The sequence below is a fragment of the Bartonella doshiae NCTC 12862 = ATCC 700133 genome, from assembly GCF_000278155.1.
GTDB lineage: Bacteria > Pseudomonadota > Alphaproteobacteria > Rhizobiales > Rhizobiaceae > Bartonella > Bartonella doshiae.
The window spans coordinates 310,279-325,101 of the sequence record NZ_JH725094.1; the positions used below are offsets into that span (position 1 = coordinate 310,279).

Sequence of the window (14,823 nt, forward strand, 5' to 3'; positions counted from 1 at the left end):
ATCCTTTAACATACCACATTCGCACATAATTTATGTGAAGCACATTTAAACAACTCAAATGAGCATTGCCAGTGGATTTTCAATCATCTTTTTAAAGGTTCGCGCAAGCTCTGCTGCTAACGCACCATCAACAGCACGGTGATCAGCAGAAAGTGTGACCGACATCACTGTCGCAATCCCTAATGCACCATTTTTAACAACTGCACGCTGTTCACCTGCACCAATCGCAAAAATCGTCGCATGCGGTGGATTAAGAATAGCAGAAAAACTTTTCACACCATACATTCCCATATTTGATACAGCTGTTGTCCCCCCCTGATATTCTTCCATTTTTAATTTGCGTTCACGTGCACGCTTTGCAAAATCTTTCATTTCATTGGAGATCATTGACAAAGATTTTTCCTCCGCATGGCGAATAATTGGTGTAATTAATCCATTCGCAACAGAGACAGCAACACCAACATCACAGTGTTTGTGACGGAGTATTCCACCTTTAAGCCAAGATACATTGGCATCGGGAACAGCCTTTAAGGAAAGTGCTACAGCTTTAATAACCATATCATTAACGGAAATCTTATAAGTAGGCTTCGATCCTTCTTGCATCTTAACCATTGGAGCAGCAGCATTCAATTGTGTACGCAGCTCTAATAACGCGTCGAGTTCACACTCCACTGTCACATAGAAATGTGGTACTGTTTGCTTTGATTCTACCAAACGTTTGGCAATTGTTTTACGCATATTATCATGGGGTGCAAATGTGTATTCATCCTCTTTGAAGAGTTTTAGTATCTGTTCGTCAGAAATACCTAAGGCTACCGGCTGTATATTTTGTGATGAATATGAATCCTCAAAAACACCGCCACTCATGACTTTTTCTACATCACGCTTGATAATACGCCCCTGTGGACCACTGCCCGAAACAAGTGATAAATCGATCCCCGCCTGAGCTGCTAACCGCCGCGCCAAAGGAGAAGCAAAAAGACGTATATTCTTTTTATCTTGCTGTATTGATTGCTGAACTGGCGATAAATGAGATATTTGCATCATTTTTGTGTCTGTCTGTTTGACACTCTGTAATTCTTTTTCTTTGATTGCAAAAGAGGAAGAACCTTCTTCTGCAACCTTTGCAGCTTCAGCTAAATCTTCACCTTCTTCTGCTAAAACAACGATTAAAGAATTCACTTTAACACCCTGCGTTCCAGCAGGAATAACAATTTTAGCGACTGTTCCTTCATCAACAGCCTCGACTTCCATTGTTGCCTTATCCGTCTCAATTTCAGCAATAATATCACCAGAGGAAACCTTATCCCCTTCCTTGATATTCCATTTGGATAAATTTCCTTCTTCCATTGTAGGAGAAAGCGCAGGCATTGTAATCTTAATAGGCATAGTGATTCCTCCGTTATGCTCTGTAAGTCACAGCCTTAACAGCTTCGACAATTTCAGCAATGTTGGGCAAAGCCAACTTTTCAAGATTGGCAGCATAAGGCATCGGAACGTCTTTACCAGAAATCGTGGCAACTGGAGCATCAAGATAGTCAAAAGCCTGCTGCATAACACGTGTTGCTATTTCAGTTCCCACTGACGACTGAGGATATCCCTCTTCAATTGTTACCAAACGACCTGTTTTTTTAACTGAAGAAACAATTGTTGGAAGATCCATCGGACGAATAGTCCGCAAATCAATCAACTCAACATCAATACCAAATTTTTCAATTTCTGGCAGCGCTTGAACCGCATAATGCATCCCAATGCCACACGCAACAATTGTAACGTCTTGCCCAGATTTATGAATCCGTGCTTTCCCAATAGGTAAAACAAAATCATCTATTTGAGGAACATCAAATTGATGGCCATACAAAATCTCGTTTTCAAGAAAAATAACAGGATTATCATCACGAATAGCAGCTTTTAGCAAACCTTTTGCATCTGCAGCACTATACGGCATAACAACTTTAAGCCCTGGCACATGACCATACCAAGCAGCATAACACTGAGAGTGCTGAGCACCAACACGCGCAGCCGCACCATTGGGACCACGAAAAACCATAGGAGCAGTCATTTGTCCACCAGACATATAACGCGTTTTCGCTGCAGAGTTGATAATCTGATCAATTGCCTGCATAGCAAAATTAAATGTCATAAACTCGACAATAGGACGTAACCCTCCAAAAGCAGCACCAACAGCTAATCCTGCAAAACCATGTTCTGTAATTGGTGTATCAATAACTCGGCGTGCACCAAATTCTTCCAATAAACCTTGGCTAATCTTATAAGCCCCTTGATATTGCGCAACTTCTTCCCCCAATAAAAATACCATTTCATCACGCCGCATCTCTTCAGCCATTGCCTGATTAAGTGCTTCACGTACCGTTATCGTAACCATTTGAGCCCCCGCTGGAATATCGAAATCAGGAGCACTATCAAAAAGAGGAGATGCTGGCACTGAAGGAGAAAAAGAAGAAGATCCGCTTCCAGTTTTTTGATGTACATTCAAAGAATCGACAGTCTGTGAAATATCCTCAACAGTTTCACCTTCTTCCAATAACACCCCAATCACAGTGTTAACCTTCACTCCTTCAGAACCTTCAGACACATAAATTTTACCAAGAGTACCTTCATCGACAGCCTCTACTTCCATCATTGCTTTATCAGTTTCAATCTCAGCAATTACATCACCAGAGCTAACTTTATCGCCTTCTTTCTTGAGCCATTTAGACAATTTGCCTTCTTCCATCGTTGGTGAAAGCGCCGGCATCAAAATATCAATAGACATACTTGCTCCCTTCGCATCAAACTAAAACATCAGTATAGAGCTCAGAAGCATCTGGCTCTTGATCACTTTGCGCAAAGTCTGCCGCATCTGCGACAATCGCACGCACTTCTTTATCAATAGACTTTAAATCATCTTCGCTCGCAAAGCCTTGCTTAAGAAGCCGGTCTTTTACTTGATCAATAGGATCATGCTCTTCTTTTATCTTCTGGACCTCTTCCTTTGAGCGATACTTTGCTGGATCAGACATAGAGTGACCACGATAGCGATAAGTCTGCATATCAAGAATGATAGGACCTTTGCCCGAACGCGCCCAAGAAATTGCTTCATCAGCAGCTCCTTTTACTTCTCGAACATCCATGCCATTAACAATTATACCTGGAATTTCAAAAGAAAGGCCACGACGAGAAAAATCTGTCTCTGCTGATGCACGTACAACTGAGGTTCCCATAGCATATTGATTATTTTCAATAATATAAACAACAGGTAGCTTCCAAAGTGAAGCCATATTAAAACTTTCGTAAACCTGCCCCTGATTTGCAGCACCATCACCAAAATAAACCAACGTCACATTATCTTTACCAAGATACTGATTCGAAAATGCCAAGCCTGAACCAATCGGAACTTGAGCACCAACAATACCATGTCCCCCATAAAAATTTTTTTCTTTAGAAAACATGTGCATCGATCCACCCTTCCCCTTAGAAAAGCCACCTCGACGCCCTGTTAATTCTGCCATAACACCACGTGGACTCATTCCAACCGCCAACATATGGCCATGATCACGATAAGACGTGATAACTTGATCCCCTTCTTTTGATGCCTTCAGCGTTCCAATAACAACAGCTTCTTGACCAATATAAAGATGGCAAAAACCACCAATAAGCCCCATCCCATAAAGCTGACCTGCTTTTTCTTCAAAACGACGAATTAAAAGCATCTCGCGATAAACACCAATCTCTTCTTCTTTCGTGAAACTAGCTCTTTGTGCTCTCTTTGTGGTATTTGATAATGCTGTATGCACTACCGACGCAGAATTTTTTTTAGACCGTTCTGCCATAATAAACTCCCTGTTATGATTATTTAGAAATAACCTTTACGAACAAAAGTTACAAGCATTATCAATCAGCGCAAATAATATCATAGGCAATTGTTTTAAAATATTTTTTTTAATTACGTGACTTATAATTAATTTTTAATATCGCTGAAAGGAGTTAAAATTGTCAATTCATTTGGCTTGGAAACGTTTAAATTTTTCCGAGCATATTCATCCAACATATCCTTTTCAATATGCCCATTACGTAAAAGAGAAATACGTTTTTCAATAGATATCCGCTCAGCTTCTACGTTATGAAGTTCCTCTTCTAATTCTATAATATGTTGATTAACTTCACTGCGTGAATACAACCCATATGAACCATGATAAATATGATAACTGAAATAGCTTAGAACTCCCACAGTCATAAGTGGGAGTACAAAACGTATTTTAATTGATCTGCGTTTCTGTTTTGTCCACATAAAATCGCACAGTTTTCATAGCATATTTTTTTTAATGTCTGCCCCAACTATGCATAATTTTTATTAATACCTTATTACTAAATCCATATACACAAAAAATTTGTTGTTACACGCTGGATACTCCTGCCACAACAAAGACATGCGACATTGCCTATTTATATCACAATATTTAGTATTTCCTAATTTGTAACTTTATGCCCATCTTTGTCAGTAAAATTCCCTGTTAAAATGAGTATAAAATCAATAATGGACCAAATCCCTGTAATAAATAATCCAAATAATGATATAGATAAAATAAGCATTAAAGCACCAGTCCAAACTTTACCAACCATAAAGCGATGAACTCCAAATATACCAGCAAACCAACAAATGAATGCAATCATTACTTTTTTGTGCCCTGAATCCTGTTTTAACAGCGGAAAAACCGAATTTATAACACCATCTTCACACACAAAATCAACATGATCACCCACTTTTGGTGGTTTTTTTCCTAACCAGTCCCAAGTCGCAAATTGGTAACGCTTACAATCATCACCTGAAACAAGATAAGTCCCTTGATCCTGACTAATAATCACACCTCTCATCTTTACCACCTATAAAACTGCTGCTTACATGCCATTGATAAAACAGTTGAATCTAACAATCACATTCAAATGGCACCAGAATCTTAAAGAAAAACTGATATCCTATGCCTATAAAAATCAACAATGGAAATTACCAGCATAACATGCCTGTGTTCCTAGTATTTCTTCAATACGAATAAGTTGATTATATTTTGCTAATCTATCCGAACGTGCAAGAGAACCTGTCTTGATTTGCCCACTATTCGTTGCAACAGCAAGATCTGCAATAAACGTGTCCTCCGTTTCACCTGAACGGTGAGATATAACAGTACGATAACCTGCTTTATGGGCTATTTCTACGGCATCAAGTGTTTCACTCAGCGTGCCAATCTGATTTACTTTAATAAGAATTGAATTTGCAGCGCCCCTTTTGATACCATCGCGTAAACGTGCAGAATTTGTTACAAATAAATCATCACCAACGAGTTGACACTTTGCTCCTATCGAATCAGTAAGCAACTTCCATCCTTCCCAATCATCCTCAGCCATCCCATCTTCAATTGTAATAATAGGATAATTTTCAACAAGTCGCTCCAAATAATCTACCTGTTCTTGAGCATCACGACATTTACCCTCTCCTTTATAAAAATATGAACCATTTTTATAAAATTCTGTTGATGCACAATCTAAACCAATAGCAATTTGCTTGCCTGGCTTATACTCACATGCTATTATGGATTCCATAATGAAATCAATTGCTTGCTCTGCACTCTTAAATTGAGGAGCAAAACCACCTTCATCACCAACATTGGTATTATATCCCGCGTCTTTTAAGCGTTTTTTCAATGTGTGAAAAATTTCAGCACCATAGCGAATGGCCTCTTTCACTGTAGATGCTCCTATAGGAATAATCATAAACTCTTGAAAATCAATTGGATTATCAGCATGTACGCCACCATTAATAATATTCATCATGGGGACTGGCAAAATATGTGCTTGTGTACCACCAATATAACGATACAGAGGCAAATTCAATGAGTTCGCTGCCGCTTTTGCAACAGCTAATGAAACACCAAGAATTGCATTGGCGCCAAGACGCGCTTTATTTGGCGTCCCATCCAAAGCGATCATTGCTTGATCAATAGCAATTTGATCTCTTGCATCTCGTCCACCAAGTTCTTCAAAAATTTCACCATTTACTGCAGCAACCGCTTTTTCAACACCTTTACCTTGATAGCGTAGTCCACCATCACGAAGCTCGATAGCTTCATGTGCACCTGTCGATGCTCCTGAAGGAACAATCGCACGGCCAAAGGCTCCATCTTCCAAATGAACATCAACTTCTACTGTTGGATTACCTCGGCTATCAATTACTTCACGCCCAATGATATCGATAATTGCAGTCATATGAGTTTCCTTATCCAACAGAAGTTCTGATTTAATCTAAATTTAAACATAACACTCTCTATATCATGTATTCACTCATTTTTTGACAGATAATAAAATTCTATTAAAGTCTCAAGTAATCTTTGTAAGTTATTAACTTTAATCGTATTAATCCTGTTAAAAGATGTATGATCTAAACTTTTATGCATTATTGGGAGATATTCAGACTTCCCCAAGGAATGTACGATCATCGAAAATAACAAAAGCTCAAATGGACATAGAATAACTCATGAACGCATATCAAAAATATTTTGCTTAGATGTTTTATTTCTCAAAAAGTAAATTACAAAATCTATGAACTAAACCAATCTACTCTGTTCTACAGTAGCTTCAATGAAAGAAGAAAAAAGTGGATGCGGATCAAATGGACGCGATTTCAGTTCTGGGTGATATTGAACACCAATGAACCAGGGATGATCTATATATTCTATTGCTTCTGGCAAAATACCATCTGGAGACATCCCAGAAAAAATCAATCCACACTTCTCTAGCTTATCTTTATAGTCAATATTCACTTCATAACGATGACGATGCCGCTCACAAATCCTAGTCATCCCATAAATTTTGGCAATATGGCTGCCTTCCTTTAGTTCCGCAGTAAAAGCACCAAGACGCATCGTGCCACCAAGATTCTCACATTTTGTGCGTTTCTCAAGAACATCTCCTTTAAGCCATTCTGTCATTAAACCTACAATTGGATTCTTTGTTTCGCAAAATTCACTCGATGAAGCATTTTCAATATGCGCAATATTACGTGCAACCTCTATACATGCTAATTGCATACCAAAACAAATTCCTAAAAATGGAATTCTACGCTCCCGTGCAAATTGAATTGCTCGAATTTTACCTTCTGCACCACGTGCCCCAAAAGCACCAGGAACCAAAATACCGTGAACTTTTTGTAAATAAGATGCTGGATCTTCTCTTTCAAAAAGCTCCGCTTCAATCCACTCAATATTCACCTTCACTTTATTAGCCAACCCACCATGTGCAATCGCCTCGATAAGAGATTTATAAGCATCTTTCAAGCCGGTATACTTTCCAACGACTGCAATCACAACCTCCCCTTCAGGATGATGAATTCGATGCGTAATATCCTCCCAACGATCCATTTTTGGCTTAGGTTCCGGATCAATTCCAAAAGCAGAAAGAACTTCCGAGTCCAAACCCTCTTTATGATATGCCATGGGAACATCATAAATTGTTGGCATATCTAATGCTTGGATCACAGCACTTGGACGAACATTACAAAAAAGGGATAATTTGCTTCGTTCTGTTTCTGGAATAGGGCGATCTGCACGTACCAAAAGAATATCAGGCGCAATGCCAATCGATTGCAACTCTTTAACGGAATGTTGTGTTGGTTTCGTTTTTAATTCACCTGCAGAAGGAATATAAGGCATCAATGTAAGATGCACATAAATAACAGTTTTTCTTGGCAATTCATTATGAATCTGACGAATCGCTTCAAGAAAAGGCATGGCCTCAATATCCCCAACCGTTCCTCCTATTTCACACAAAACAAAGTCAAATTCCTCGTTCCCAGTAGTAATGAATTTTTTAATTTCATCCGTAACATGAGGAATAACCTGAACAGTCGCTCCCAAATAATCACCGCGTCGTTCTCGCTCAATAATATTACGATAAATACGCCCTGTTGTAATATTGTCTTGGCTATTTGCAAAACGCCCAGTAAAACGCTCATAATGGCCAAGATCAAGATCTGTTTCAGCCCCATCATCGGTTACAAAAACCTCACCATGTTGATAAGGAGACATCGTACCTGGATCAACATTTAAATATGGATCAAGCTTGCGAAGCCGCACACTATACCCACGAGCCTGCAATAAAGCAGCTAACGCTGCCGCAGCGATACCTTTCCCAAGAGAAGAAACCACACCACCAGTAATAAAAACATAACGAGCCATGGGCTTATGGTGATAAGCATTTTATCACAACTTTTCCAGCAAAAAATACAAAAAAAAACAATTTTTCTTCTAAAAAATAAAGAAAGGTAAAAAATCACCTTTTTAAAAATCTAATATCTTTTGAAAAAACTATTTTGCTCCATGATCAGGAAGCGCATTTTCAATGGGTTGTGGAACTGGATTTTCAACAGAAGGCACTGTAGGTTTGTTTTGTTCCTGAGATGGAACTGAAACACCACCTAATTGCTCAATAATAGAAGGCTGAGTCTCACTATTCAATGAAGGTGCTGCTTCCGAGGCCTCTTTCTTCAAAGAATTTTGTTCTGAATTAACCGGTATACGCTTAAGAATATCAGAACTGGTGTTTGATATATTTCCAACAATGATAAGTCCAATGGATAGCGCAAAGAAACAACATGCAAGTATAGCTGTCAAACGCGTTAATGCGTTTTTAGTACCGCGTGTTCTCATCAGCCCTGAACCACTACTCACACCAAGTCCACCGCCTTCTGAAGGTTGAATCAATACAACACAAACTAAAGCGATAACAACCAAAAAATGAATAACAATAAGTACTGTTTGCATAAATTTTGCTCTTTAAATAACTCTTTATGGCTATTTACACATAAATTGCACACAATCCAAGGGGAAACAAAGCTTCCTCTATTATAATTTGCGATAAACATCACAAATAGTTAAAAAATCTGTCGCCTTTAAGCTTGCTCCACCTATCAGTGCTCCATTTACATGCGCAGTCCCCAAAAGCTCAAATGCATTGGATGGCTTTACTGATCCACCATAAAGCAATCGCATCTTATCTCCTTTATCACCAAAACGAGAGCGCATTTTATCACGAATAAAACTATGTACTTTTGCAACATCTTCTGAAGTCGCCGTATTACCTGTACCTATAGCCCACACAGGTTCATAAGCGATAATCACATTTCCTGCAGTTGCACCATCCGGCAAAGACTCCTCAAGCTGTCGTGCAAGCACATCCAGTACTTTATTACTTTTGTGCTCTTCCAATGTTTCACCAACACAAACAAGGGCAACAAGACCTGCTCGCCACGCCGCTTGCACTTTAGCGCGAACAATTGAATCATTTTCCTGATAAACTGAACGACGTTCTGAATGCCCAATAATGACATATTTTGCCCCTGCTTCTTTCAACATAAAAGCAGAAATATCTCCCGTATAAGGACCACTATCATCAAAATGACAATTTTGTCCCCCTAAAAGAAGATTCTCACCACTTAATGTATCGGAAGCACGTGACAAAAGCGTTGCAGGAACACAGATAAGCGCCTCAAATAAACGTCCTAGATCAGAACTAACGCCAGCAGCGATAGCACGGAGTTCCCCAAGCGATTCACTAGTTCCATTCATTTTCCAATTTCCAGCAATCAAAGGCCGAATATTTGGAGCCATGTTTTCACCTCAAAAGCTATCACAAAACATTTTCTTTATTCTTAGGTATCAAATTATAAAACGAAAGCAAGTCTTTAAGCTTGCATCTTACGTATCTTTATTGCAAATTCTACCACTGCTTTGATGATAACTTATGCTAATAAATGGAATTAAACGATGCTTGACATCATACGAAATGCTACAAACTCTTGGATTTCTAGGTCTTTTCTTGCTATTTTACTCTTATGCTTCATTCTTTTATGGGGCATACCCCAGTTACATACAAAGGGTGAAAGAGATCTTATCACTTCTGGAGAATCAATAATAACTGTTGATGGTTATCGTCTCGCACTTGCTGATCAAAGCATAAATTTAGCGCTCGCTTCGAATCTTGGACGAATGTTTACACCCCATGAAATACAGCAATATAGAATTCCTGCTTTTGTTTTCAGTCAATTACAGCAGGATGTGTTATTTGATGAGCAGGCGCGTAAAATGAAAATTAATCTTTCAAAAGATGCAATAGCCCATATCATTGGTGCTGATAACATATTTCAAGCGAATGGCGTCTTTAATCAAAATCTTTTTCGTAACTATCTTCAACAATTACATGTCAACGAAAGTAACTTCCTTGATTATTATACTAAAAAGAAAAAGCGTAATCAGATCATTTCAGCTTCATTGTCTGGGATGAAAGCACCCGATCTCTTTTATAAAGCATTAGCTCTCTATCAAGGAGAAACGCGTACTGCTGATTATCTTATTATTAATCCAAATGAAAAGAAAACAATCGCGGACCCCAGTCACGAAACATTACAAAAATGGTTTGAAACTCATAAAAGTGAATTTCGTACTCCAGAATATCGCACCATCTCTTTATTATCTATGAAACCAGATGACTTTGTGAAACCAAAAGACATCTCCATAGAAGAAGCTAAAGCCTATTATACCCAAAATGCTTCACATTTTATAACACCTGAGAAACGAACAATTGAAGAATTACGATTCCCTACACGCGAAGCAGCTGATAATGCAGCAAAAAAAATAGCCGATGGACTAAGTTTTGAAGACTTAGTTAAAGCTGAAAAAAAGTCTCTCAAAGATATAACAAAAGGTCCCTTAGCAGAAAATGAATTTCCTAATCATTTGGCCTTGGAAGTTTTTGAGCTCAAACAAGGACAAGTCAGTGCTGTAATCAATGATTTAAAAGGCCCTGTTATCATTCGCGTGACACATATTGCACCTTCAGGTTCTATCCCCTTTGAAAATGTAGAGGAAAACATTCGCAAGACGCTTGCCAAAAATCGTGCTGCAGAGAACATGCGTAGCAATTATACAGCAATTGAAAATGCACGTTTTGAAGGTGCTTCTTTCAATGAGCTTGCTGACCAATATAAATTGTCTTTACGTACAATGACCCTTGATAAAACAGGAAAAACAATTGAAGGTGTAATGCTCACGGATTTGCCTCACAAAGACACGTTATTAAACTCTATCTATCAATCAAACGAAGGAGCTGATCTTGATCCGCTCTCTCTTCAAGATGGTGGATATCTTTGGTATAAAATAGATGCAATCATACCTGCCCGTGATAAAACACTTGAAGAAGCTAAGAAAGACGCACTTTCCCAATGGAAAAATGAAGAAATCCAACGCCTTCTTGATGAAAAAGCCGCAGATGCTCTCAAACAACTCACTGAAGGAAAAAGCCTTATTTCTCTTGCTCATACTCTTGGCGTTACAATAAACACAACAAAAGCCCTACGGCGCCAAGACTCATCTGAAATCCTTGGATCTGAAGGTATGAGAGCATTATTTTCTGGCGCAAAAGGCCATTACGGTGTAGTAAAAGGTTCGGATGCAAAAAACCGTATCGTTTATCAAATAAAGTCTATAACTATGCCTAAAGACACCACTGCTCACACCCTGTCTCCCGATATTCGTACCAATATAGATATGATGATAAGAGAAGACTTAAAGCTAGAAATGCTACAAGTTGCTAATAAGGAAAACCCTTTGGAAATTAATAATAATAATTATAATAAAATTTTTAATGCTCCCCAATAAAAATGCTGCAAATAGTTTTTAATATTTACTTGTTCAAGCCTAAAAGTTCACCAATAGTTAAAAAGTGAGAGAGTTTTTTTCTTTTTTCACTTTTTCTGTAAAAAAATCTATATAAATTATTAAGTTCTTTTGCAAATTTTCAATTTTTTTGGAAAATCACACGTAAATTTGAAAGATCGCTTATGATACTAAAATAAAAGATGCTACCCATCTGAATTATCCTTTAAATTTTTTTATAAAAGTTGGTAATTCAATTATGATGTTCCATAGTTTATTCGTAATATCTATTCATAGTCGCAAACTTTGCTATAGCCTGTAAAGGTAAAGTTTCTCATAAAAAAAGGCTACGTTTCATCAGATATTATAACATCTGCTCTCTTTTTCAAATCACTGAATATGAAATTCAAAATGTCATAAATCAGATAGATTTTATTTTATCTTATCTACGCACCGTCAGATACGACGCACTGCATAAAATGTACAAGCTAGCCAATGAATATGTATAACTTCCAATATGATAAGTAAAATTCTCTGTTTTAAGATCATCGCAACCAACCCATCAGCTTATTTAAAAATAGAAAAAAACGAATTAGAATCACAATATTACTTTTATCTTCAATAAAAAAATCCATTCCCATTTTTGCTGTTTCTTTAATTTCCTTTCATTTTTTATAGTTTTGTTCTATAATGGTTTCGGGAGGTTACTGCTCATTGCTGCTTTTGTTATCAACCAATAGCGATGAAGCAAAGGTAAAGTTGTATTTTCTTGAAAAACTTCTGCTCCCATCTGTAACGATTTTTGAAGGGACGCTGGTATAATTGCCAGTGGAAGGAATGCTGGTTTAAGTGTTCTAGGCAAAGTACCAAAGTGCTTATAAAACTTGGTATAATGATCTTGCGATAAAGCGACTATAGCTTCAATTATATGGCGTTTTTGTACATCACTAACATGGTTAGCCTCTAACTCATCCCTCTCCACCGCAACAGCTTTGAGTACATCAGCAGGTAAATAATAGTGATATCGTGATCGCATAAATGACAAAAGACGCAATACACCGCTTAATCCCTGAGCAACTCCTCCATGTTTATAAGCATCTGTAAAATTTTGTGCAGCCTCAAAATCCAATATCTGACAAGAAAGCTGCAAAATTATACTTGCGGTTTCAGCACAATAAGATTCGAGATCGCAAAGAGTTGCTATTGGGTTGTGATAGAGATCCAAAATTTGAGCATCACAATAACGTAAAAAATCTGTCTTAGATAAGTTAAAGAGAGTCATCGCTGCAACTAAATCACTTAAAATTGGATTATTTTCGCTTTTTTGTATTTCACCATCAGCGATAGAATCATACCACCAGCGTAACCTTATTTCACCAATAAGCGGATCATGCACACTTTCGCGAATACGGGAAACCTCTGCATTAAAAGCATAAAGTGCAGCCAGTGCTCTGCGCTTTTTTTTAGGTGCAAATAAAACCGATATATAACGATCGCGATCTGTAGCACGTAAAATATCAAAACAGTAAGGAAGAAAATTTATCATTCTACCGTAACAGTAACCTACTTTTTTAAAAAAATTAATAATTTGTTTTGATTTATATTTTCAAACACAGGAGATATATAAATAAAAGTAAAAGAAGAGGATTTTTTAGCTATACCAGATATCCTAAAGTATCTCGACTTCTAACTTTCTGCTGTCTCAGTAAATCCATACTAGACTTCTCCTACATCCCTAAGATGATATGGAAGATGTGCCTATATGTCTAACCGTGCTTAAGAAAGCTATTCCACTCAAATATTTTAAGATTTTTTCATTTTCCACCTCCTTCAATGGGGTTGTTTACAATAAGAAGGCTCGTAAGCCTGTTGATATTTGTGTCTCCACTTCCCAAGACAATTCAGGACTGAATGAGAGAGTGGATTGAGAAAACAATCCCGCACAGGCAAGCGAAGGCAAGGATGGCGCATTTTTGATCATCACAAACAACAAAACTTAAGGCTGGCATTCAGGTTTATTTTTGTATGTTTGACAATAAACACTATTTAGACGCTTCTTTACACTGCGCTGAGGGATGACAGCACCTGGCACACAAATCGGAAGATCTTCGGCATTATAATTTCTACACCGACTTCTCCACTCCCATCCTAGTTTACTATGAAAACCTGCTTGGGTTAAGCATGCATAAATAGATGTATTCGCATTTATGCTTAACTCTCTATAATCCATCATATAATCATCATGAGGGTTCAGCATTCCACACTCTAATAGTGCTTTTTTAATCTCAATCTTATCTTCTCCTAGCTTCTCTAATACGTCCACAGCCTGGTGAGGACCTGGAAAACATCCAGCTATAATAAACAAAGCCAATCCACCCAATAACTTTAAAGTTGTTTTCATTTTTCCTCTCCTTCAATGATTTTTTACAATAAGATTGCTTATAAGCTTGTTGATGTTTTATATTCCTCTGTCCATACCAATTTGAAACATGTTGAGTGTAGATACAATCGGCCCACACACTTATGCAAAAGATAAGGAGAACTAAGGATTACTCTTAATCATATCAACATCAAAAAACTACGGTAGACATTCAGGCTTGTTTCTATTTCTTTTACAATGGGGACTGTTCAAACGTTTCTTAACACTTCTTTGAGGAATGAGAGCACCTGAATGACAAATCGGAAAACGAGCATCAAAAAACTCACACGAACTCAAATATCCGGACTTATATCTAAAACCTGCTTGAACCATGCAAGCTTCAATTAATGCGTTCGCATTTCCGTCTAACTTTCTGTTGTATTCATCACGATTATAAGGTGTTGGCATGCCACATTCTAACAGCGCTTTCCCTATATCAATTGTATTTGCACCAGGCTTATCCCATAATTCCCAAGCTGATAAGGGAACCTCAGCTTTATACTCACATCCAGCTATACTTAACAGAGCTATGCAACTCAACAGTTTTAAGATTTTCTTCATTTCCCCCTCCTTCAATGGGTTTGTTTACGATGAGAAAGCTCATAAGTTTGTTGATATTTATGCCTCCACTTCCAAAACAGTTCAGGACTGAATGAGAAAGTGGATTGAGGAAACAACCCCGCCATTCTAAGAGAATGGTAA

At 37.8% G+C, this 14,823-nt stretch carries 13 protein-coding genes; 1 reads left to right on the forward strand and 12 read right to left on the reverse strand.

Going from position 1 to position 14,823, the window contains the following annotated elements; genetic code table 11:
* Positions 1–54 precede the first annotated feature (54 nt).
* From MCS_RS01455 to tpiA, 9 genes are all read right to left on the reverse strand, one after another.
* A complete protein-coding gene (locus tag MCS_RS01455; RefSeq protein ID WP_004854689.1) occupies positions 55–1,389 on the reverse strand; it encodes a pyruvate dehydrogenase complex dihydrolipoamide acetyltransferase in 1,335 nt (444 codons plus the stop codon).
* Between the two features lie 13 nt (positions 1,390–1,402).
* The gene (locus MCS_RS01460; protein ID WP_004854693.1) at positions 1,403–2,776 is read right to left on the reverse strand and encodes a pyruvate dehydrogenase complex E1 component subunit beta; all 1,374 of its coding nucleotides are present in this window, start codon (positions 2,774–2,776) and stop codon (positions 1,403–1,405) included.
* Between the two features lie 16 nt (positions 2,777–2,792).
* Positions 2,793–3,833 carry a pyruvate dehydrogenase (acetyl-transferring) E1 component subunit alpha gene (gene pdhA / locus MCS_RS01465; RefSeq protein ID WP_004854695.1) on the reverse strand — a complete coding sequence of 347 codons (1,041 nt, stop codon included), beginning with the start codon at positions 3,831–3,833 and terminating at the stop codon, positions 2,793–2,795.
* Positions 3,834–3,961: 128 nt separating this feature from the next.
* Positions 3,962–4,291: an FtsB family cell division protein gene (locus MCS_RS01470; protein ID WP_004854697.1), complete on the reverse strand. Its 330-nt coding sequence runs from the start codon at positions 4,289–4,291 to the stop codon at positions 3,962–3,964.
* Between the two features lie 179 nt (positions 4,292–4,470).
* Entirely contained in the window at positions 4,471–4,875 is a 405-nt protein-coding gene (locus MCS_RS01475; protein ID WP_004854700.1) for a TM2 domain-containing protein, read from the reverse strand.
* Between the two features lie 117 nt (positions 4,876–4,992).
* Positions 4,993–6,261, reverse strand: a complete 1,269-nt coding sequence (eno, locus tag MCS_RS01480) for a phosphopyruvate hydratase (RefSeq protein WP_004854702.1) — start codon at positions 6,259–6,261, stop codon at positions 4,993–4,995.
* Positions 6,262–6,599: 338 nt separating this feature from the next.
* Complete coding sequence (locus MCS_RS01485; RefSeq protein WP_004854705.1) at positions 6,600–8,228, reverse strand: CTP synthase; 1,629 nt, start codon at positions 8,226–8,228, stop codon at positions 6,600–6,602.
* A gap of 129 nt (positions 8,229–8,357) precedes the next feature.
* Positions 8,358–8,813 carry a preprotein translocase subunit SecG gene (gene secG, locus MCS_RS01490; RefSeq protein ID WP_004854707.1) on the reverse strand — a complete coding sequence of 152 codons (456 nt, stop codon included), beginning with the start codon at positions 8,811–8,813 and terminating at the stop codon, positions 8,358–8,360.
* An 81-nt stretch (positions 8,814–8,894) separates the two neighbouring features.
* Positions 8,895–9,659 carry a triose-phosphate isomerase gene (tpiA, locus tag MCS_RS01495; protein ID WP_004854709.1) on the reverse strand — a complete coding sequence of 255 codons (765 nt, stop codon included), beginning with the start codon at positions 9,657–9,659 and terminating at the stop codon, positions 8,895–8,897.
* 156 nt (positions 9,660–9,815) lie between these two features.
* On the opposite strand from tpiA, the gene MCS_RS01500 reads away from it, so the two are divergent.
* A complete protein-coding gene (locus MCS_RS01500; RefSeq protein WP_004854713.1) occupies positions 9,816–11,705 on the forward strand; it encodes a peptidyl-prolyl cis-trans isomerase in 1,890 nt (629 codons plus the stop codon).
* Between the two features lie 682 nt (positions 11,706–12,387).
* Here the strand turns inward: MCS_RS01500 and MCS_RS01505 are convergent.
* The 3 genes from MCS_RS01505 to MCS_RS01515 all read right to left on the reverse strand — a co-directional run bounded on the left by MCS_RS01505 (position 12,388) and on the right by MCS_RS01515 (position 14,682).
* Complete coding sequence (locus tag MCS_RS01505) at positions 12,388–13,248, reverse strand: phytoene/squalene synthase family protein (RefSeq protein ID WP_004854716.1); 861 nt, start codon at positions 13,246–13,248, stop codon at positions 12,388–12,390.
* A gap of 450 nt (positions 13,249–13,698) precedes the next feature.
* Positions 13,699–14,103 carry a hypothetical protein gene (locus tag MCS_RS01510; RefSeq protein ID WP_004854719.1) on the reverse strand — a complete coding sequence of 135 codons (405 nt, stop codon included), beginning with the start codon at positions 14,101–14,103 and terminating at the stop codon, positions 13,699–13,701.
* Between the two features lie 177 nt (positions 14,104–14,280).
* Positions 14,281–14,682, reverse strand: a complete 402-nt coding sequence (locus MCS_RS01515) for a hypothetical protein (protein WP_004854723.1) — start codon at positions 14,680–14,682, stop codon at positions 14,281–14,283.
* Positions 14,683–14,823: the final 141 nt, after the last annotated feature.

What these genes read in the sequence shown, in the direction of transcription:
- MCS_RS01455 (WP_004854689.1), bottom strand. Translation starts at nt 1,389, where the DNA reads ATGCCTATTAAGATTACAATGCCTGCGCTTTCTCCTACAATGGAAGAA.
- MCS_RS01460 (WP_004854693.1), bottom strand. Translation starts at nt 2,776, where the DNA reads ATGTCTATTGATATTTTGATGCCGGCGCTTTCACCAACGATGGAAGAA.
- pdhA (WP_004854695.1), bottom strand. Translation starts at nt 3,833, where the DNA reads ATGGCAGAACGGTCTAAAAAAAATTCTGCGTCGGTAGTGCATACAGCA.
- MCS_RS01470 (WP_004854697.1), bottom strand. Translation starts at nt 4,291, where the DNA reads ATGTGGACAAAACAGAAACGCAGATCAATTAAAATACGTTTTGTACTC.
- MCS_RS01475 (WP_004854700.1), bottom strand. Translation starts at nt 4,875, where the DNA reads ATGAGAGGTGTGATTATTAGTCAGGATCAAGGGACTTATCTTGTTTCA.
- eno (WP_004854702.1), bottom strand. Translation starts at nt 6,261, where the DNA reads ATGACTGCAATTATCGATATCATTGGGCGTGAAGTAATTGATAGCCGA.
- MCS_RS01485 (WP_004854705.1), bottom strand. Translation starts at nt 8,228, where the DNA reads ATGGCTCGTTATGTTTTTATTACTGGTGGTGTGGTTTCTTCTCTTGGG.
- secG (WP_004854707.1), bottom strand. Translation starts at nt 8,813, where the DNA reads ATGCAAACAGTACTTATTGTTATTCATTTTTTGGTTGTTATCGCTTTA.
- tpiA (WP_004854709.1), bottom strand. Translation starts at nt 9,659, where the DNA reads ATGGCTCCAAATATTCGGCCTTTGATTGCTGGAAATTGGAAAATGAAT.
- MCS_RS01500 (WP_004854713.1), top strand. Translation starts at nt 9,816, where the DNA reads ATGCTTGACATCATACGAAATGCTACAAACTCTTGGATTTCTAGGTCT.
- MCS_RS01505 (WP_004854716.1), bottom strand. Translation starts at nt 13,248, where the DNA reads ATGATAAATTTTCTTCCTTACTGTTTTGATATTTTACGTGCTACAGAT.
- MCS_RS01510 (WP_004854719.1), bottom strand. Translation starts at nt 14,103, where the DNA reads ATGAAAACAACTTTAAAGTTATTGGGTGGATTGGCTTTGTTTATTATA.
- MCS_RS01515 (WP_004854723.1), bottom strand. Translation starts at nt 14,682, where the DNA reads ATGAAGAAAATCTTAAAACTGTTGAGTTGCATAGCTCTGTTAAGTATA.